At 57.0% G+C, this 19,385-nt stretch carries 17 protein-coding genes; 3 read left to right on the plus strand and 14 right to left on the minus strand.

The features are described from left to right. The 3 genes from ABF824_RS06925 to rsmI all read right to left on the minus strand — a co-directional run bounded on the left by ABF824_RS06925 (position 1) and on the right by rsmI (position 2,669). The gene (locus ABF824_RS06925) at positions 1 to 552 is read right to left on the minus strand and encodes an HdeD family acid-resistance protein (RefSeq protein ID WP_415487404.1); all 552 of its coding nucleotides are present in this window, start codon (positions 550 to 552) and stop codon (positions 1 to 3) included. 149 nt (positions 553 to 701) lie between these two features. Beyond that, positions 702 to 1,610, minus strand: coding sequence for an NAD(P)H-binding protein (locus ABF824_RS06930; protein WP_415487406.1), 909 nt, complete (start codon positions 1,608 to 1,610; stop codon positions 702 to 704). Between the two features lie 120 nt (positions 1,611 to 1,730). Continuing rightward, the gene (gene rsmI, locus ABF824_RS06935) at positions 1,731 to 2,669 is read right to left on the minus strand and encodes a 16S rRNA (cytidine(1402)-2'-O)-methyltransferase (RefSeq protein ID WP_415487440.1); all 939 of its coding nucleotides are present in this window, start codon (positions 2,667 to 2,669) and stop codon (positions 1,731 to 1,733) included. 83 nt (positions 2,670 to 2,752) lie between these two features. On the opposite strand from rsmI, the gene ABF824_RS06940 reads away from it, so the two are divergent. Continuing rightward, complete coding sequence (locus ABF824_RS06940; RefSeq protein WP_415487408.1) at positions 2,753 to 4,177, plus strand: penicillin-binding protein activator; 1,425 nt, start codon at positions 2,753 to 2,755, stop codon at positions 4,175 to 4,177. Between the two features lie 248 nt (positions 4,178 to 4,425). Next, the gene (locus tag ABF824_RS06945) at positions 4,426 to 6,846 is read left to right on the plus strand and encodes a TonB-dependent receptor (protein ID WP_415487410.1); all 2,421 of its coding nucleotides are present in this window, start codon (positions 4,426 to 4,428) and stop codon (positions 6,844 to 6,846) included. Positions 6,847 to 6,983: 137 nt separating this feature from the next. Here the strand turns inward: ABF824_RS06945 and ABF824_RS06950 are convergent, their stop codons facing one another. The 10 genes from ABF824_RS06950 to ABF824_RS06995 form a co-directional block, all read right to left on the minus strand. Continuing rightward, entirely contained in the window at positions 6,984 to 7,346 is a 363-nt protein-coding gene (locus tag ABF824_RS06950) for a hypothetical protein (RefSeq protein ID WP_415487412.1), read from the minus strand. Positions 7,347 to 7,573: 227 nt separating this feature from the next. Then, the gene (locus ABF824_RS06955; protein ID WP_415487414.1) at positions 7,574 to 8,524 is read right to left on the minus strand and encodes a lysophospholipid acyltransferase family protein; all 951 of its coding nucleotides are present in this window, start codon (positions 8,522 to 8,524) and stop codon (positions 7,574 to 7,576) included. Next, positions 8,521 to 9,531, minus strand: a complete 1,011-nt coding sequence (lpxK, locus tag ABF824_RS06960) for a tetraacyldisaccharide 4'-kinase (protein WP_415487416.1) — start codon at positions 9,529 to 9,531, stop codon at positions 8,521 to 8,523. Before lpxK ends, ABF824_RS06955 begins: the two co-directional genes overlap by 4 nt. Further along, positions 9,524 to 11,623, minus strand: coding sequence for a glycosyltransferase N-terminal domain-containing protein (locus ABF824_RS06965; RefSeq protein ID WP_415487418.1), 2,100 nt, complete (start codon positions 11,621 to 11,623; stop codon positions 9,524 to 9,526). Before ABF824_RS06965 ends, lpxK begins: the two co-directional genes overlap by 8 nt. A 188-nt stretch (positions 11,624 to 11,811) precedes the next feature. Continuing rightward, positions 11,812 to 13,203 (minus strand): NAD-dependent succinate-semialdehyde dehydrogenase, encoded by a 1,392-nt coding sequence (locus ABF824_RS06970; RefSeq protein ID WP_415487420.1) that lies wholly within the window; start codon positions 13,201 to 13,203, stop codon positions 11,812 to 11,814. Between the two features lie 58 nt (positions 13,204 to 13,261). Then, on the minus strand, positions 13,262 to 14,293 hold the full coding sequence (adhP, locus tag ABF824_RS06975) for an alcohol dehydrogenase AdhP (RefSeq protein ID WP_415487422.1): 1,032 nt from the start codon (positions 14,291 to 14,293) through the stop codon (positions 13,262 to 13,264). Positions 14,294 to 14,310: 17 nt separating this feature from the next. Then, positions 14,311 to 15,735 (minus strand): NAD(P)(+) transhydrogenase (Re/Si-specific) subunit beta, encoded by a 1,425-nt coding sequence (locus tag ABF824_RS06980; protein WP_415487424.1) that lies wholly within the window; start codon positions 15,733 to 15,735, stop codon positions 14,311 to 14,313. Next, the gene (locus ABF824_RS06985; RefSeq protein ID WP_415487426.1) at positions 15,732 to 16,067 is read right to left on the minus strand and encodes an NAD(P) transhydrogenase subunit alpha; all 336 of its coding nucleotides are present in this window, start codon (positions 16,065 to 16,067) and stop codon (positions 15,732 to 15,734) included. The genes ABF824_RS06980 and ABF824_RS06985 overlap by 4 nt, the downstream gene beginning before the upstream one ends. A gap of 5 nt (positions 16,068 to 16,072) precedes the next feature. Continuing rightward, positions 16,073 to 17,218: an NAD(P) transhydrogenase subunit alpha gene (locus ABF824_RS06990; protein WP_415487428.1), complete on the minus strand. Its 1,146-nt coding sequence runs from the start codon at positions 17,216 to 17,218 to the stop codon at positions 16,073 to 16,075. 356 nt (positions 17,219 to 17,574) lie between these two features. Continuing rightward, positions 17,575 to 18,471: a LysR family transcriptional regulator gene (locus ABF824_RS06995; RefSeq protein ID WP_415487430.1), complete on the minus strand. Its 897-nt coding sequence runs from the start codon at positions 18,469 to 18,471 to the stop codon at positions 17,575 to 17,577. 66 nt (positions 18,472 to 18,537) lie between these two features. Here ABF824_RS06995 and ABF824_RS07000 point away from each other — a divergent pair, with 66 nt between their 5' ends. After that, positions 18,538 to 19,020, plus strand: a complete 483-nt coding sequence (locus tag ABF824_RS07000) for a PACE efflux transporter (protein WP_415487432.1) — start codon at positions 18,538 to 18,540, stop codon at positions 19,018 to 19,020. Positions 19,021 to 19,083: 63 nt separating this feature from the next. Here the strand turns inward: ABF824_RS07000 and ABF824_RS07005 are convergent. Then, positions 19,084 to 19,385: hypothetical protein (locus ABF824_RS07005; protein WP_415487434.1), on the minus strand; the 302-nt coding region annotated here is incomplete at its 5' end.

Consider the following 19,385-nt stretch of genomic DNA (forward strand, 5'->3'; position numbering starts at 1 on the left):
TCAGAAACTGCTTTCGATTCTCACTGACCCGCGACGGAGCGCTAGCCCAAACTGGACCCAGCCGATACCCGCAAAGATCAGTTCACAGGCGATCAATGTGCCGACCACCCACAGGCCGGACCACGGCAAAGTGGCATAAAGCATCACGCCAATGGCCACGGTTACGACACCACCCAGCGCCATCAGCCACCAGCCGGGCAGAAAGCGGTTCTGAAACGCAATCATAAGACGGAAGATGCCGCCGAGGATCAAAGAGAGGGCGATGAACCCGGTGATGATGGCGGACCCGGTCACAGGTTCCTTGATCAGCAGTGCGCCGCCGAGGATGTAGAGGAAGCCCAGCAACGCGGAAAGAAGAAAACTGCTCCATTCCCGGCAGGAAAAGGCATGGACCAGCTGAAAAATGCCCGCGATGATGAAAAGAGCGCCAAAAAGCACGGTGCTCGCCATTGTCACCGAGATGGCGTCGATCCAGGCAAAAGCCCCGAGGATGATGCTGGCGACACCTAACAGGACGAAAAGAAACCATCGATTACTGAGGGACGTGGTCATGACGGTGCATCCTTTTCCGAATATGAGCGAATATCACTCATATTACGCGAAATAACACAGCATGTGTGCTGAATTTCGTGAAAGGAGAAGAGGATGGTGACTCTTGATCGGTGTTTATGTCTGTCTTCGCTCATGTCGCAGTCATTTTGTCATGCTAGATGAGTTTTGCAGAATGGTATCGATTGCTGAAGATATGTGATGAAGTCGATTTTGCCTCGTATAGCATTGAGCGAACACTGGTCTGGGTGATTGATAAATATTTCCGTCATATTTTCATAAGAACTGGCAGCTTCTTCTGAAAATCCGTTTTCTATGTAATAGTTACGCCACTCTGAACGTGGAACTTCTTCTGCGGAGATGTCACGCATGAAATATTGTGATGCATAACGAGCGATATCATCGGCTGAATAGGAAAAAGGGCCTTCCATGTTGTAAATGCCCACCTCATTAAGCGGAGCTGCCAACAATGCTGCTGCCAGTTTCCCGACATCCTGGGGTGCAACCATCGGCACACGCAGCTGAGTGGGTAGAAGGCTAAGCAATTTTCCTGATTGTGCTGCATGAGCCAGAGCAGGAAGCCAGTTGCTCATGTAATACGCGCCTCGAATGATGCAGAGCGGCACTCCGGAACGCTGCGCTCCCTGCTCAAATTCGTACAGAACACCAAGATCACCGCAATGACTTCCTTGCCGGGCACAATAAGTCGACTGGACAACGATCTTTTCAAGATTCGCCTTGTCGAGAGCCTTCAGGATCGACTGAACTGTCTTTCGTTCTTCGATATCCGTGTTCAGTGCAGGGTTTGCTGGTGGATTAAGCAAGAATGCGCGATCCGCCTGCTCCAGCGTCCGAGCAAGCGTTTTGGTGTCATGGATATCAAGGAGCGCAATAGATGCACCACGTTCGGTCCAGATCGCGGCCTTGGCGGGATTGTGTATAATAACAGTTACAGCATGGCCATTTTTTAAAAGAAATTCTGCAACGGCTGTGCCAATGTGTCCGGAAGCCCCCAGAACGGCAAATACCTTTTTCTCCTCACTCACGTTTTGTGACTTCATGAGGTGAGAACTCCTTAACACTCACGTTGCTTCCGTTATAAGCGGGTCTTCCACTTTTTCGGCAAATTTAGCTAACACATCTCTCTCAGGTCTGCCTTCATAAGAGATATAGCCAATTCTTCACTCCCTTTCTGATCCGCTACCCTTCTTGCCTTTAGCGATCAGTTCCAGCGCCCGCGCATACACACTTTTTCGAGGAAGCCCCTGCGCTTTGGCGACCAGCGCCACGGCGTCCTTGACTGACTGGCTTTCCATCGCGGCTTCAAGCTGCGCATCGAGATCAGCGCCTTCCATAGGCATATCTTCGAAAGGGCCGATCAGAACGGTGATTTCACCACGCGGAGGCGTTTCGGCATAGAAGTCAGCGAGGGACGATGTCGTGCCGCGCTTCACTTCTTCAAACCGCTTCGTCAGTTCACGAGCGACCACGGCAGGTCGATCGGGACCGAATACAGCGACGAGGTCGGCCAGCATGAGGGCCAGACGGTGCGGAGCCTCATGCCAGATGAGTGTGGCTTTCAGTCCGGCCCGTTCCGCCGCATGAAGTTGAGCGAAACTTTCTCGTCGGGCGGCTTCGCGAGGGGGAGGGAAGCCGACGAAAAGGTAAGGGTGAGGCGGCAATCCCGATAGCACAAGGCCGGTGAGGGCGGCATTCGGTCCCGGTACGGCGGTGACTTTCACATCTGCTTCGATGGCTGCGCGAACGAGGCGATAGCCGGGATCGGAGAGTAGCGGCATGCCGGCATCCGAGACGAGAGCGATGTTCTGGCCGGAAAGCAGGCGCTCGATCAGTCCGGGCACGCGCTGACGTTCATTATGTTCGTGCAACGGTTCTGCGCGCGTGCTGATATTATGCTCTGTAAACAGTCGTGCCGTGACACGCGTGTCCTCACACAGAACCAGATCGGCCGTGCGCATGGCGTTGACGGCGCGGGCGGAAAGATCACCCAGATTGCCGATCGGCGTCGCCACGAGGGTCAGCACGCCACCATGTCCTGATAGCTCCGTTTCGTCCTCTGTCATTGCAGAGTCATCATCCCGAACATGACGTGGCCGCATTCCTCCGCTATGGGAGGGAACATCCTCGGGGCAAACCTCCGCCTGTAGCCCGGCAGGCAGTCGATCAGGAGAAGAGGCGGACGATGACTCAGGCATATAGATTCCTGTCGCAAAAAGCGGCTAACAAGACGCGTGATACCTTGCGCCATACCAGCCGTGGGGCGCTCCGTCATCTTTCCGGTGTTGCTCTTCTCGCTCTGGCGGCGTGCAGTTCCGGCACAACGAGTGGCCCGGGCGGTCTTGCTGGCGGCGCTCAGGGCGATGCCGCCCATTCTAGCCGCGTGGGGGTGCTGTTGCCGTTGACCGGAGCCAATGGTCCGCTGGGCAACGAAATGCTTGCCGCCGCTCAACTGGCGCTGACAAAGCAGACGGGCACGCTCGCGCCACCAGCGGTGGATGTCCATGACACGGCAACCGCTGGCGGCGCGACATCCGCCATGCAGGCAGCCGTTGCCGCTGGCGACGGGATTGTTCTTGGCCCTCTGACCAGCACCGAAACGGGACAGATCTCCGCTCAGGGCGTGCAGTCCGGTGTGCCGATTGTTGCCTTTACCAGCGATCTGGCGCAGGCGCGTCCGGGCGTGTGGGTGTTCGGTATTACGCCCCAGCAGCAGGTTGCGCGGCTTGTCGAGGCGGGAAAAATCGAGGGGCGCAGACAGTTTGCGGCTTTCCTCCCAGCCACGCCGCTGGGCCGCGCCATGGGCGACGCCCTGATTCACGCCTGTCAGGATATGGGATTGCCGGACCCGCAGGTTGTTTACCACCCGAACAGTCCGGAAGCGATCCGGAGCGGTCTTGCAACTCTGAGTGCCTATGACAGTCGCGTCACCACGGCATCGGGGCAGGGAAATGCTCCCGCTTCTGACCTGCCCGCCGATCTTGCCGCTGCGCTTTCGTCTTCGTCCAAAGCCAGTTCTGCTGCGGATGCGCAGTCGTCTGGAGATCCAAAGGCCGTGCCGCCGCCAGCAGCGGGAGCAGCGTCGGCAACTGCTTCGACAACGCCGCAGCTTTCAGCACCGCCCTTTGATGCTCTGTTGCTGGGCGATACCGGTCTCGAGCTGAAGGAAGTCATTGACGCCCTCAAAGCCGATCAGGTGCGTAGCACGCAGGTGCGTCTGATGGGGCCGGGGCTCTGGTCCGCCTTCTCCGGAAAACTTGGCGGCATTGCCGGTGCTTGGTATGCGGCGCCGGACCCGCAGGCACGCACATCCTTTGTGCAGCAGTTTGCGGCGCGCAATCATCGGGTGCCGAAGCCTCTGGCCGATCTGGCATATGATGCGGGCACATTGATCAGTTCCGTGCATGCCGCCACGGGCGGAGCGGGTTATCCCACCGATATCCTGACGCGACCGGAAGGTTTTTCGGGTGTTGATGGGTCTTTCACTCTGTCCCCGAATGGACAGGTTGTGCGTAAACTCTCCATTTTCGAGGTTCAGCCCGGTGGAGGAGCGCGTATTGTGACAACTGTATCTCCCAGACCTGCTGCTGTGACGCCTGGTTCAACCTGAACGATTCTTCCTTTCTCTTTTTCGATAGGCTGCTACCCGTTTCTCCTGAGTGAGAAACGGGTTTTTTTATTATGAACATCTTGAAAGAAAAGAATTTTATTTATGGTCTCGGGATGAGACGAGTGTGACGTGATGTAACGATCTGAAATTTCTCACCGTCGAAACATGTCCATAATTTTATTTGATGTTGCGAACTAGTTGCATTTGCGGCATAGGGTGTCGAAAGTTCATTGCGAGACACAAATACGATGACAAACCGTTTCATCCGTAACACGTTTCGGCCCACGCCGCTGACGACAGGGCTGACGCTTGCCTGTTCGGCGCTGCATGCGCAGATGGCGGATGCGGCGACGACAAAATCGAAGCACGTGCGCCCTCATTCAGTGACGAGTAAAGTTGCTCATCCTGCTCCGCAGGCAGCGGGTGCCGTCCCGGGTGCTGAAGGTTCTGCGGCCACACATGCGCATGCCCTGAACACCTCCCAGCAGTCTCATGAAACTGCTGTGAATACCGAGAACGTTCTCGTTCGCGGTCATCCAATGAACATCCTGCATGAAGATATGGGCTTTGGCCGTATGCCGCAGGACGTGTTGCACACGCCGCAGACGGTGAACGTAGTGCCACGGCTGCTGATGGAGCAGCAGAACGTGAAGTCACTGGACGAAGCGCTGCGTAATGTGCCGGGCATCACGGCCTCCGTGGGTGAGGGCGAAGGCGGTATGAGCGGCGATCAGTTCCTGATCCGTGGCTTTCAGGCTCAGAACGACATTTACGAAAATGGTCTGCGTGATTTCGGCGTCTATACACGTGACAGCTTTGATTATGACCATGTTTCAGTGATCAAGGGGCCATCTTCCGAAGTATTCGGTAATGGAACAACGGGTGGGGCCATCAACATCACCACGAAAGTCGCTCATCTGGGTAACAATTATGGTGGCGATTTTTCTGGTGGTTCAGGGAGTTATTATCGCGGCACGCTGGATCTGAACCAGCAGATCGGGGAACACACGGCAATTCGTATTACCGGTATGGGTAATGAGAACGATGTGGTTGGCCGAAACAACATTTATTCCCATCGCTGGGGGCTCGCGCCGTCCATCGGTTTCGGACTTGGTACGAAAACCACCTTTACACTCGAGTATTTTCATCAAAGCGATAATCGTATTCCGGATTACGGTGTGCCGGTGGTGACAAAACCGGGTGCTACGGTTGGAAAACCTGCGACAGAATATGGTCTGAATCGCAAAAACTGGTATGGCACGAATTATGATCAGGACGCGTCCGACGTCGATATGCTGACTGCGCGTTTCAAACATCAGCTGAACGAACATATCACGTTCTATGATGATCTGAGAGGCGGCATGTATAGTCGCTATTTTTCGGCTTCGCAGCCGGGATGTAGCGCAACCTGTGCGCTCAATTTCTTCACCAACCCTTCGGCTGCGACAATCAACAGGCGTGGGGGGCTGGGTGGTCCTGAGCCTTATCAGCAGGACGACTGGTCGGTTCAGAACGTGTTTTCTACGCTGGCGAATTTTAATACAGGATCTGTGAAGCATCAGATACTTGCTGGTATCGACGTGATGCATGTGTATGACCGGCGCAAGAATTACGCTTACAATTTTAACGGACAGAACGGTACCCGTGCCGACACGACCAGCATGATTAACCCATCAATGGTCCAGCCGGGTCTTGCTCTGGGTGGGCTTGGACAGTACCAGTATGACCTTGTGAATATTAAAGGTGTTGGGCAGAAGCTTTACAAGACGGGTGATGCAACCGACGTTGGCGCCTTTTTCTCAGATCAGATATGGCTTCTGCCCTCGTTCTCAATCAAGGGCGGGTTCCGCTGGGATCATTGGAACAGTCATTATTCCGCCACCGATGGTGTTGGGACGACCGATACGCGTCTCAGTCAACAGCAGGATACGTTCAATCCGACGGTCAGTCTGATGTACACCCCAAATGATGACTCGATGATCTATTTCAACTGGTCTGAATCCACGACACCGCTGGGGCTGTATGTCACCAACAGTAGTGAGCCGATGACCTCCCAGACTTCTAAGGGGCACCCGGAACGAAGCCGTCTCTACGAGGTGGGTGGTAAGTATAACGCCTTCAATGGGCGGATGGGCTTTACGGTGGCGGCTTTTCGGCTTGAGAAGTCAAACGCCATTCTCGGAAGTGACGTCAATGGATCTGTCATTGCATCCAGCGATCGGCAGCGGAACCAGGGTGTGGAACTGAGTGCTTCAGGTGAAATTCTGAAGAACTGGCAGGTGATTGCGACCTACGCTTACTACGATGCGCGAACAACGTGGTCGGCGACAGCCTCGAATGTCGGGAAGCACATCATCTATGTGCCCAAGAACTCCGCGACGTTGTGGACGACTTACGCGGTTGCGCCTCACACGCCTTGGAACCTGACTTTCGGTGGTGGCCCGACATGGCGAGAAGGCGTCTGGCTCGATACCGCCAATACGGCGCGGGTTCCAGCCAATCTCGACTGGAGCGCCATGATCTCCCATTCCTTCCTCGACAATCACTGGCGCATAGCAATGAATGGCTACAACCTCGCCAATCGTCTGAACTATGCCAATCTGTTCAGCAATCGTGCTGTTCCGGCAGTCGGAAGAACATTCCTGTTCTCTGTGTCAGCCCATTACTGATCGCGATTTCATGCCGGTTTGAAAGGCCGGCATGATCAGTTGTTATATAAGACAAAAGCCGCTTTTACTCCTTTTGCTGGAGTGAAAGGGGCTTTTTGATTTAGCGAGAGAAGAGGTGTCGGACCCCTCTGTGGTCCTCAGGCCGCAGCAACGGCTCCGTGGAGGGGCAGGACGGGACGGACGAAATCCAGAGCCAGTTCGAATGAAGACTGTGTGCTGAGCACATTGCCGCGCAGCGCATCAATGACTGTCCAGCGGTTGCCTTCGGGGTGAATGACGTAAGCGGGGCTGGCGTTCTCGCGAACCCAGATCAGAACCTGCTCGTTTTCAGCGTATGTCGCTTCATCATCAATGCAGATTTCCGTGTCGCAAATGCCCATCCGCATACCGGCTTCAAGCCAGCGGGCCAGATATTCACGGTGACGTGGCAGAATGGTCATTCTGAACGGAATGACGTTCGAAGGAAATACTGACAGTTCGGTCTGCATTGCCTGGGTCATCCCCGTTCTCCTCATCTTGGCGTCTGAAAAGAACGGTATGCTGGCATTCCCGCTGTCGCTACTGGAAACCACAGGAAAGGCGGGGCGCTCGGGAAAGGTGTGGTGGGAATGCTACAAACCTACCCATAACCCCAGCTAATGTGATTAAATAATGTGCATTTTTGAAAAATTATCGACCAAAAAGTAATCACGCCTACCAAAATTTGTCTGTTTTGGAATGGAAATGATTATTTTTCGGACATATTGCTACCTTTCGTTAAACGATTCGTTGGAGCCTGAATGTGCTTCGGCCACCGCCGATGCAGCCAAAGCCAGCTTTCCGGACGTTCCCTGATCCATGTTTCCAGTTGATCGTTGATCGCCTGCGTTAGCGTGGCGACGTCCGCCTGCCGGTTGCCGCTGTCAGGAAGCATCATGGGCGGCTCGACCACGATACGCAGGCGCGCCGGACCGAGACGTTGCACATGGCCGGGGATGACAGGGCAGCGTAACTTCAATGCCATGGCGGCTAGAGCAGGAGCGGTCATGGCGGGGAGACCGAAAAAGCGCGCCTCGATCCCGTCATTCATCTTCTGATCGGTCAGCATGCCGAGACGGTTTCCTGCGCTCACCCAGCGAAGGGCCTCTTTCGCACCCTTCGCACCCTTGGCGAAAAGGGGAAGCGGGTCGGCCATGGCTGCATCCCGCAAATCGCGGATGATGCGGTCCACAAGAGGATTGCCTGCCGCGCGATAAAAAGAGGCGAAGCCGACGCCATAGTGCGCCACACCGGGCGGAAGCATTTCCCAGTTGCCGATATGTCCCGAGACGAACAGCACAGGCCCACCGCGTTCCGCCTGAGCAATCAGATGTTCCGCCCCCACCACGTCAAAGCCCGGCCCGGATGGGGTGTTTTCCTTGAGTGAGGCAATATGGGGAAACTCGGCGACAGTGCGCCCCAGATTTTCCCAGACACCCCGAACGATCCTTTTGCGCTCTTTGGCAGTCAGTTCAGGCATGGCCATACGCAGGTTTTTGTCAGCGACGTTCGAGACGGGAAGCAATGGACCGATGCTGCGACAGAAGCGGCCACCGAGATTGGATGCCGCTTCCGGCCCCAGGCGGCGCAACAGCCACAACGCGGCGCGAACGGCAATGGCTTCGGCTCGCATCGCCAGTGTGATGCGGGGTGTCGTCATACCGCTCTTTCCTTCATCAGCCGGTCGAGAAGGCCATTGATCATCGCCGGTTCTTGCCACTGAAGCGTGACGCCAATGACCGCCACAGTGCGCCGAAAAGTCGCAGGCAGCTTCACCGCGTCTTTCGGGGTCGTGACAAGGTGTGCGTCGTTTTCATGGGCAAGAGCAGTCAGATGCGCGAGATCCTTTTCCGTGAACATGTGGTGGTCTGGAAAAGGAATGCAGCGCACTGGCTGAACACCGTTTGCCCGTAGGCCCTCGAAGAACTTTTCAGGTCGGGCAAGGCCAGCAAAAGCAATGACGCGTTTTTCTTTCTGGGATGGCGGCATCTTTTCCATGTGGAGAGCCGCAGTCAGAACGGGCAATTGCCTAGCGCGTAAATCGGTAGCCACGCCAACCCGATCCTCACCCGTGATGACGACGGCATCTGCTGCCGCCAGCCCGGATACAAGATCCTCCCGCAAGGGCCCTGCGGGCAGGACGCACCCATTGCCAAACCCGACAGCACCATCGACCAGTACCAGAGACATATCCTTGTGCAGACCGGGATTCTGGAAGCCGTCGTCCATGACAAGACATTCCGCACCGTGTGCCACGGCAATTCTGGCGGAAACCGCCCGATCAGCGCACACCCAGCATGGAGCGACAGAGGCCAGAAGTAGCGCTTCGTCTCCTACATCCCGCGCCGTGTGCTGCTCCAGATCGACACGCAGAGCTTCACCGCTTTTGGTAGCCTGACCACCATAGCCTCGCGTGAGGCAATGCGCTGCCACACCACGCTTTTGCAGGCGCTGGACAAGATCAAGTACAGCCGTCGTCTTACCGGTTCCGCCTACGGTGAGGTTGCCTACGCACAACACCGGCACGGGCGCGCGCCAGCCTTTTCTGTTGCGCCGTCTTCTGGCGATCTGGGCCACTACCGCTGCTAAAGGTTGCAGCAACCTGCTTGTCCATCCCGGAGCCTGAAACCAGAAGGCGGGCGCGTGAAAACGGAGTTTCTCACGCATGACGCATCGTGCGCTGGATGAGATCGGCCAGCCTGATGGGTAGGGCCTGATCGCGGGTGGCAATCGCCCGTCCGGCTGCGCCACGCTGTGCGACGAGGTCGGGATTGCTCAACATCGTCTCGACCCATCGGGCCAGTTCTTGCGGCGTGTTTACGATCGTCGTCGCATTTCCCAGAGCTTCGAAGGCTTCTTCGAAGTTGCTGATGGCGGACCCGCTGGCAACGGCACAGCCAAAGCGCGCGGGTTCGAATGGATTGTGTCCGCCGCCGGGAGCAGTTCCATCAGCGGGGAACAGGCTGTTTCCCATGAATACAATGCTGGAAAGCTGGAAAAGCGTGCCCAGTTCGCCAAGGGTGTCCACTACCCAGATCGGGTCAGCGTTCGTTGGCAGTTTTCCCTGTGAACGGCGCGGCGCAGGAGGTGCGGATGGAAAAGCACGCTGCGCTTCTGAGGCCACAGTTGCTCCACGTTCGGGGTGGCGGGGAGCAATAATGGTCAGCAGATCAGGGTAAGAGCGCATCACAATCTTTGCCGCGGTCAGGATATTCTGCTCTTCGCCCGGATGGGTGGAAGCGGCAATCCATACAGGCCGTTTGCCAATGGCGTTGCAGCCAGCTTGCAGTAGCTCAGGATCACCAGACAAAGGCGGCGCGGCTGTTTTCAGGTCGCCATCGTAAAATACATTGTTTGCACCAAGCATCCGAAAACGTGCCGCATCTTCGGGAGAACGGGCGGCGACCCACGACAGGGAGGCCATCATCACTCCGGCCGTGCGTCGCGCCCGTTGCCAACCGGACAGCGCTGCGCGGGAGAGGCGGCCATTGATAACCGTCACGGGAATGCCTTGCGCGTTACAGGCCGCGATCATGTTCGGCCAGAGTTCGCTTTCGGTCAGAACCAGACAGTCAGGCCGCCAGTGATGCAGAAAACGTCTGACCCACCGGGGAACATCCAGTGGCACGAACCGATGCAGTAGACGCTCACTTTCCATGGCTTGGGGCAGTTCCCGTGTCAGGGTCCGTGAGCCTGTCACCGTGCCTGTGGTAACGAGAATGTGGATGGCGGGTGTGGTCTCAAGCAACACACGGAGGACGGGCAGAATGGAAACTGTCTCTCCCACACTGGCGGCATGAAACCACACGAGGGGGCCAACAGGACGTGGCGCGTCGTCGAGGCCGAGCCGTTCCCATAGCCGGCCGCCGAGTTCCTTGCCACGTCGGAGGCGATACCGCAGCATAACGATCAGGGCTGGAGCGAGTGCCGATGCAAGCGCGTTCCAAAGGAAAGGAGCGCCTGTACGTTGCGTCACACTTGGATGGGCCGGAGCGCTCACGGGTTCGTCGGTCACACATTGCGGGGGCATGGGCGCCAGCCGTTCCGGATAGCTGCCCGCCGAACGGCCGGCTTCTTCCTGCGCTGCGTTCAGTCGTTCCCTAAGCTGAGTGGCAGCCGCTTCCCGCTTTCCATCCTTCACATGAACAGGCTCGCCACAGACAATCCGTCCCCGACCAAACGGCAATGGTAGAATCATCCGATCCCATGACGGTGCGTGGATGCAACGACACTGAACGCCGACGGGAATGATCGGCACGCCGGTTTTTTCTGCCAGCGCCAGAACACCCGGCTGAATGTGCCGATGTGGCCCCTTCGGGCCATCGGGCATGACTGCAATTGTGTGGCCTTGTTCCAGCGCTATGCGGATCTGCCGCAAGGCCGCTGCGCCGCCCTTGTTCTTCCCTTTCTTGTCGGAAGAGCCGTGAATGGCGGGAATACGCCAAGGGGCAACAATGTTGGCAATCAGGCGACCATCACGATTGCGGCTGATCAGAACATGCAGCTGCATGGAAGGATTGCGGGGTTCCGTCCACCACCACAGGGCAGGGGAGAGCGCAAGTGCCTCATGCCAGAACGCCACCAGCAGGCCAGGCTGCTGACCGTCTCCGCGCTCCTTTAGAAGGAGTGCGCGGGCTTCCGGTGTGGCATCAAAATGCCAGCGCGTCGTGCGTAATGAGAAGCCAAGCCACTGACGTATGGCCTTTTCAATGAAACGCTGGCTCCAGGAAACTTCTGGCGCAGGAGGTGAGGGCGACATGCCTTGGCGGGTAGCATGGAGAACGAGGTGGCGGAAAGAGAGCAACGTAATATCGGACTGGAGTAATGCGTCCTGAATCTGAGCTTGCGGTCGCGATAGCTGACAAAAAAGCCCGACCTCCTGAACGGAAAGCCGGGCTTTGATGTGCGAAGGGCAGAAACCGAAGGCTTCTGCCCTTTGTCAGATGATCAGAACGGTGCGTCGATATCGACCACGTCAACCAGCTTGTGGTTCACGAATTCCTTGATGCCGAGATCGATCAGTTCGCGACCGAAGCCTGAGCGGAGGACGCCACCGAATGGCAGATCAGCCTTCACCATCGTCGGGTGATTGATGAACACCATGCCGGTTTCGATCTGCTCTGCCACGCGAACGCCACGCTCTTCGTTCGTGGTGAACACGGAGCCACCCAGTCCATAAGGGCTGTCGTTCGCCATGCGGATCGCTTCAGCCTCGTCCTTCACACGGAAGATCATGGAGACCGGGCCGAAGAACTCTTCGCGCATTGCCGGGTTGCCGTCCTTCACGTCGGTCAGGATGACCGGGCGGAAGAAGGCGCCTGCGTTCGGCATTTCGAGCGGGATCTCTTCCGCTTTCGCACCAGCTGCGACAGCGCCATCAACCTGCTTTTTCAGGTCATCGGCGGCTTTCTGCGAGGACATCGGCGCCAGTGTCGTAGTCGGATCCATCGGATCGCCCATCTTCAACTTGGATACACCCTCACGATACTGCTGCATGAACTGGTCGTAGACCGCATCCACAACGATCATGCGCTTGGAAGACACGCACACCTGACCGGCGTTCCAGTGACGACCGAACACGGCCCACTTCACGGTCTTTTCCAGATCGGCGTCTTCGAGCACGATGAAGGCGTCAGCGCCACCCAGTTCCATCGTACACTTCTTCAGGGCCTGACCGGCTTCGGCAGCCAGACGGGCACCAGCACCTTCGGACCCGGTCAGAGCCAGACCGCGCACACGGTGATCGGCAAGAATGCGCGACACCTGATCGTGTGACGGGTAGAGGTTTTGGAAGCCACCCTTCGGCAGACCGGCCTCGATCATCAGTTTGTCCATGGCGGCTGCGCACTGCGGCACGTTGGAGGCGTGCTTCAGAACGACGGTGTTACCAGCGGAAAGCTGCGGCGCGATGATGCGGGCAACCTGATAGAACGGGAAGTTCCATGGCTCGACAGCCAGCAGCACGCCCAGCGGCTGGTGGATGACTTTCGCACGCCCTTCATCCGGGCTCGCCACGGGCAGTTCCTGAGGCTGTAGCAGCTTCTCGGCGTTTTTCGCGTAATATTCGAAGATGGCGGCGGACAGCTCGGTTTCGGCTTTCGCCTCGCTGAACAGCTTGCCCATCTCAAGGGTGAGGATCTTGGAATATTCGTCGAGGTTGGCGCGCAGCAGATCAGCGGCCTTCTGCATCACTTTCGCACGCTCGGCGAAGCTGGTCGTGCGCCACTTCAGGAAGGTGCCGTGCGCCAGGTCAAGGGCGGTGTCGATCTCGGCATCCGTGGCGTTGGGGAACACTTTGATCTGTTCGTTGGTGAACGGATTTACCGTTGCGTAGGCCATAGCCGTATAACCTTTCTCTCTATAATGCGATGAGGGCGTCGTGCAGCCGTGACCGGGCTCAGGTCCGGAAGTCGAGAACCACGCGACCGTCGATACGACCGTGCTCCAGATCATCAAAGATACGGTTGATGTTTTCCAGTTTGTCCGGCTTCACAACCGAGTGCACCTTTCCGTCTGCAAAGAAGGACAGCGCCTCGATCATGTCGAGCCGTGTGCCCACGATTGACCCTCGGACTGTCGTTCCGTTCATGACCATGTCGAAGATCGACACCGGGAAATCTCCCGGGGGAAGGCCATTGAGAACAATCGTTCCGCCACGACGTGCATAGCCCATCGCCTGTGAAAAGGCGATACGGGAAACTGCGGTGACCACCACACCCTGAGCGCCCCCCACTTCTTTCTGCACGAATGCGGCGGGGTCCGTGTCCTTGGCGTTAACGGTCCGCGCTGCGCCCAGTTTCTTGGCCGTCGCCAGTTTTTCGTCATCAATGTCCACGGCGATCATGTTCTTGCCCATGGCGACGCCATATTGCATCGCCATCTGTCCCAGGCCACCGACACCGGAGACGGCCACCCAGTCACCGGGCTTCGTGTCCGTCATCTTCAGCGCTTTGTAGACCGTCAGACCGGCGCAGAGAACCGGAGCGATCTGAAGCGGGTCCGCGCCCTTCGGGATGTGGGCGACATAGTTCGGGTCCGCCACGACATACTCGGCGAAACAGCCGTTGACGGTATAGCCGGTGTCTTCCTGCTTTTCACACAGGGTCTCCCAGCCGCCGAGACAATGCACACAGTGACCGCAAGCAGAATAAAGGAAGGGCACACCGACATAGTCACCTTGCTTGATCCAGTTCACATTGCTGCCAACCTGAACCACATGCCCGACGCCCTCATGCCCGGGGATGAACGGGAGGGTCGGCTTGGTGGGCCAGTCACCGCTCACGGCGTGCAGATCGGTGTGGCACACGCCGCAGGCGTCCATCTTCACCAGAATCTGGTTCTCGTTGATCGTCGGAATATCAAGCTCTTCAATGGTCAGAGGTTGGCCGAATGCGTGCGCAACTGCGGCTTTCATCTTGCCTGTTGTCATAGCCTGGTTCCTTTTTCTCAGTTCGTTCCAAGAGCCTTGAGCGCCTCGACCATCTTGCCGAGCACCGCCTGTGCGTCACCGAAGACCATCGTGGTGTTCGGCAGGAAGAACAGTGGGTTCTGCACGCCCGAGTAGCCTGTTCCCTGACCACGTTTGATGACGAACACCTGCTTCGCCTGATCGGCGTTGAGGATCGGCATGCCGTAGATGGGGGAGGACTTGTCGGTGCGGGCAGAGGGGTTAACCACGTCGTTCGCGCCAATGACGAGGGCGACGTCGGTTGTCTTGAAGCTGTCGTTGATGTCGTCCATGTCGTAGATCATGTCATACGGCACGCCGGCTTCCGCGAGCAGCACGTTCATGTGGCCCGGCATACGGCCAGCAACCGGATGGATCGCGAACTTCACGTCCACACCGTCCGCCTGCAACATCTTCACAAATTCGTAGAGCTTCTGCTGCGCCTGCGCCACCGCCAGACCATAACCCGGAATGATGATGACACTGGAAGCATAGCGCATCGTCGCAGCGGCATCGGCCGGATCGACCGACTTCATCGTGCCCTGAGGGCCTGCTGCCTTGGCCGAGGTTGCGCCGAAGTTGCTGAACAGGACATTCGCTATCGAGCGGTTCATGGCTTTGGCCATGAGGACGGTGAGCAGCGTGCCCGCCGAGCCGACGACCATACCGGCGATCATCAGCGCCGGGTCGGCCATCACATACCCTTCGAGACCAACGGCGAGGCCGGTGAAGGCATTATACAGCGAGATCACCACCGGCATGTCAGCGCCGCCGATCGGCACGGTCATGCACAGGCCGAAGAAGAGCGAGGCAAGGAAGAACAGCAGTGTGAACAGGTGTGGATCAGGCGCGTCCTGTCCCTGCGTCATCACCGTCAGCGCACCGAGCCCGAGAGCGGTAACGAACACCAGCAGGTTGAAAATCTGCTGCCCGGGAAACCGGATCGGGTTCTTCATGCGCCCATCGAGCTTCGCCCACGCAATGAGCGAGCCGGTCAGGGAGATACAGCCGATCAGGCCGCCCAGCACGGTCACGCCGAGGTGGAGCGGATCGGTCGTGTCGTGACGCATGAGCGCGACAGCCGAGATGGCCGCTGCGGAACCGCCGCCCATACCGTTGAACAGGGCGACCATCTGCGGCATGGCCGTCATGGCGACGGTCCGGCCGCGCCAGCCCGCCCATACCCCGCCCAGGAGAAGGGCTAGAACCGCCAGCCCCAGATTGACGGGCAGGTGAGCCTGCGCCTCAGGCGATAGTGTAAACACCTGAAGAAAGCTGGCGACCACCACGAAAGCCATACCCCAACCCGCGATGACGATGCCGCGCACCGCCGTGACAGGGGAGGACATGCCTTTCAGGCCATAGATAAAGAGCCCGGAGGCGACCAGCCCGCTGAGGCCAATGATGTAATCGATCATATTCATTGTCCGGCCTTTCCACTTTTCGCGTTCGGGTCAGGCTTTTTCGTGCTTGGACGGAACATGGCCAGCATGCGGTCCGTGACCATGTAGCCGCCCATCACATTGCCCGCTCCAAAAAGCACGCCGAAAAAACCGATGATTTCTTCAGGGAGATTGGTGGCTGAGAGAAGGACGCTCAGAGCACCCACCACGACAATGCCGTGAATGAAGTTGGAACCGGACATCAACGGCGTGTGCAGGATCGATGGCACACGACTGATGACGACGTAGCCTGTGAATGCCGCGAGCATGAAAATGTAGAGCGCGACAATGAATGTCATGGATGTGACCAGCATTGGTTTTATCCTTTCGCGACGGGAGCAGGGCCTTCGACCACGGCGCGTACGCCGTCGCTGGTGATCTTGCCATCATGCGTGACCAATGTTTTGGCGATCACTTCGTCCGTCATGTCGAGCGAGAGCTTGCCGTCCTTGATGATCTGCTGAAGCAGATTCAGGATGTTTTTCGCATAGAGTTCACTGGCCTGTTCGGACAGGCACGATGGCAGGTTGACCGGGCCGATGATGGTGGTCGGGCCAACTGAAACGATTTCCCCGGCTTTTGTGCCCTCACAGTTGCCGCCACCCTCGGCGCCCATGTCGATAATCACGGAACCGACCTTCATTTTTGCAATCTGATCGGCATCAATAAGGCGAGGCGCCTTTCTTCCCGGCACGGCCGCGGTGGTGACGATGAGGTCGGCGCGCGCAATGTGATCGGTCAGCACGGACCGGACCTTGGCTTTTTCATCCGCCGTCAGTTCCCGCGCGTAACCACCCTGTCCGGTTGCATCGACGCCTGTATCGACGAATTTGGCGCCCAGCGAATGGGCCTCGTCCTTCGTTTCGGGACGAACGTCATATCCTTCCGTCACGGCACCCAGACGGCCAGCCGTGGCAAGCGCCTGAAGCCCGGCGACGCCGAGCCCCATGACCAGCACCTGCGCCGCGCGGAGCGAGCCGACGGCCGTGGTCATCATCGGCAGGATTTTCGGCATGTGAACGGTGCCGAGGAGAACGGCGTAATAACCCGCCAGCGTGGCCTGACTCGACAGGGCGTCCATGGCCTGCGCTCGGCTGATGCGGGGGATCTGCTCCATGGCGAAGCAGGTGATTTTCTGATCTCTCAGGGCTTTGACGAGATCGGGATGGGTCCGTCCGTAAATGAACGAGATCAGCACGGAGCCGGGACGCATCGTGGCGATGAGATCGGGCGTGGGAGGGTTGACCGCCAGCACGATATCAGCTGTAGCCACCAGCGTTTTCACGTCGCTCTGGATGGCCGTGTCCTTGTAAGTGTCATCCGGATAAAATGACGACACACCGGCCCCTGTTTCGAGGGCAACCGCACATCCAAGTCGCTTGATACGCTCGGCGACAGCAGGAACAAGTGCGACACGGCGTTCGCCTGCGTCTCTTTCTTTGATCGCCGCAATTGTCAGGCTCATGATCAACTTCCATCGGTTGGATGTGACACGCTGGCGGCATGGAAAGGGTGGTGCCACCCCAGTGGTCGCCACACAGAGCGTCCTCGTTGCGTAGAGTCTCTTAAACTTATGGAAAGGGCGGCTCCTTGACGTGAGTCAAAGAGGGGTGAACTAGGTGGGATAAACAGGAAAATTAAAAAAAATACATGAAAGGGCTATTGTTTTACTTCGTGCGCCAAGTCGTACATGGGCAGTCATCGCCAGCGTGATGACGCTTGTTCAGTGTCTGAGAAGGATAGAATTTTCTGCTGCGGTTCGGGATGAAAGAAATATGTATGTGGGCAACCCGCTATGACCCGCTTATGTGGAAAAGTGCCTCAGTCAGTGAAAATGTAAGGGCTTCGCTCCGAGCCGAGCCTTTCTTTTAGCCATCGTGCCGCCGGGCCCAGCGGTCTTTTTCTGTGCCAGACGACGGAGAGAGGGACGTGAGGATAGCCGGCATCGAACAGGAGCGGGGGTGTGACAATGTCAGGAGCCGTCAAGGACGAGGCAAGCACGTGGTCCGACATGAAGGCCCATCCAACGCCGTATTTCACCAGTTCCAGAATGACCCAGTTGCTTTCGACCCACCACACTTCGGCTGCGATGCGTAGCTGATCCCGTGCATGGGAGCGGTTGCGGGAGGCGACGAGTATCTGCCGGTAACGCTTCAGATTTTCCCAGGAGACGGGTTGCTGCGCCAGTGGATGCGTGCGGCCACACACGAGCTGAAGCCGGACGCGCCCGATGATCCGAAAGGACAGATCGGCGGCCGGCGTGCTTTGCTGCCACATGACCCCGAGATCGGCAGTTCCCGCCTGTATCATCTTGCCGACATCATCCTTCAGCGGCAGCAGGACTTCCAGTTCAACGTGTGGAAAATGTTCCGCAAATGCCTGAAAAACGGGCCCGAATGCGCTTTCTGGGTACAGTTCATCGATCGCGACGACCAGCCGATTTTCGACGCCTTCCTCAAGAGAGCGGGCCAGTCCAATCAGATTTTCCCGACGATCAAGAATGACATGAGCTTCTTCCAGCAGACGACGTCCTGCCTCGGTCAGGACAGGCGTTCGGCCAGCCCGGCTGAAGAGCGAAAGTCCGAGATCGTCCTCAAGGTTACTGACGTGGGTGCTGATCGCCGATTGCGCACGTCCCAGACGACGGGCCGCAGCAGAGAACGAACCGGTCTCGGCGGCTTCAACGAAGGCCTGTAATTGTTCAAAAGAGATGTTCACTGATCTATCTTAAAAACAGATGGTTTCTAACTTTTCTTTGTCAGAAAAGCCGATAGATTTCGCGCCATGTCAACAGCAACTCAATCTTCACCTCCTCCCATGCGTTCACCGGGTGACCGTGTGCGTCACGCTTTGATGTTTGAAGGTGTGGCATTGGCCATCGTCATTCCATTTGGCAGTGTGCTTTTCAACTTGCAGGCCGAAAGTATGAGCGTGATTGGCATCGGGAGCGCCATAGCCGCGATGGTCTGGAACTACGTGTACAATCTTTTCTTTGACCGATTTATGGTGCGTATGACGGGTTCAACGGCAAAAACAGTAGGGGTGAGAGTGTTTCACACACTGCTTTTCGAAGCCGGTCTTCAGATTGTTTTGTTACCGGCGATCGGTTGGTATCTTGGAATATCTATCCTTCAAGCTTTCTCGCTCAGTATGGCGATAGCTGTATTTTATCTGTTTTATGCTTTTCTTTTTAATATGGCCTACGATGCCATATTTCCCGTTCGGCGTAGGCGCTCTGTTGCAGAAGAGGCTATCGCGGCACAGTAAGGATAGTTTGTTAGTCTTTTGAAAAACGACAGCCCTGTATTTTCATACAAGGCTTACGCCATTTTATACGTCAGAAATGCGGCTTATTTCTTCAGTGACTTCACGTTCCCGCTTACGGAGAGCGTGAACATGTGATGGTTCTGATTTCTCGGCTTCTGCTATTTTGCGTTTTAGATCCTCAAGTTCTTTTTGCAGAGCGGATACAGAAGAGGAAGAATGTGTCGATGACATGAAAATTTTTCCCTTTAAGCGTGTCCAGCATTGGAAATGCTTGATGACATTTAATATGGGAACGTTTTCTTTAAAAGGTAGAACACATAAGGTATGGCTGTTATACGATTGGGAATAATTGGATTGTGGTGTTA

This window comes from Acetobacter sp., from assembly GCF_047721705.1.
Lineage (GTDB): Bacteria > Pseudomonadota > Alphaproteobacteria > Acetobacterales > Acetobacteraceae > Acetobacter.

Coding starts and splice junctions, on each gene's coding strand:
- lpxK (WP_415487416.1), bottom strand. CDS start 9,531: ATGCGTGAGAAACTCCGTTTTCACGCGCCCGCCTTCTGGTTTCAGGCT.
- ABF824_RS06945 (WP_415487410.1), top strand. CDS start 4,426: ATGACAAACCGTTTCATCCGTAACACGTTTCGGCCCACGCCGCTGACG.
- ABF824_RS06930 (WP_415487406.1), bottom strand. CDS start 1,610: ATGAAGTCACAAAACGTGAGTGAGGAGAAAAAGGTATTTGCCGTTCTG.
- ABF824_RS06985 (WP_415487426.1), bottom strand. CDS start 16,067: ATGCTGGTCACATCCATGACATTCATTGTCGCGCTCTACATTTTCATG.
- ABF824_RS06980 (WP_415487424.1), bottom strand. CDS start 15,735: ATGAATATGATCGATTACATCATTGGCCTCAGCGGGCTGGTCGCCTCC.
- ABF824_RS06965 (WP_415487418.1), bottom strand. CDS start 11,623: ATGTCGCCCTCACCTCCTGCGCCAGAAGTTTCCTGGAGCCAGCGTTTC.
- ABF824_RS06940 (WP_415487408.1), top strand. CDS start 2,753: ATGACTCAGGCATATAGATTCCTGTCGCAAAAAGCGGCTAACAAGACG.
- rsmI (WP_415487440.1), bottom strand. CDS start 2,669: ATGCGGCCACGTCATGTTCGGGATGATGACTCTGCAATGACAGAGGAC.
- ABF824_RS06925 (WP_415487404.1), bottom strand. CDS start 552: ATGACCACGTCCCTCAGTAATCGATGGTTTCTTTTCGTCCTGTTAGGT.
- ABF824_RS06950 (WP_415487412.1), bottom strand. CDS start 7,346: ATGACCCAGGCAATGCAGACCGAACTGTCAGTATTTCCTTCGAACGTC.
- ABF824_RS06955 (WP_415487414.1), bottom strand. CDS start 8,524: ATGACGACACCCCGCATCACACTGGCGATGCGAGCCGAAGCCATTGCC.
- ABF824_RS07000 (WP_415487432.1), top strand. CDS start 18,538: ATGTCAACAGCAACTCAATCTTCACCTCCTCCCATGCGTTCACCGGGT.
- ABF824_RS06990 (WP_415487428.1), bottom strand. CDS start 17,218: ATGAGCCTGACAATTGCGGCGATCAAAGAAAGAGACGCAGGCGAACGC.
- adhP (WP_415487422.1), bottom strand. CDS start 14,293: ATGACAACAGGCAAGATGAAAGCCGCAGTTGCGCACGCATTCGGCCAA.
- ABF824_RS06970 (WP_415487420.1), bottom strand. CDS start 13,203: ATGGCCTACGCAACGGTAAATCCGTTCACCAACGAACAGATCAAAGTG.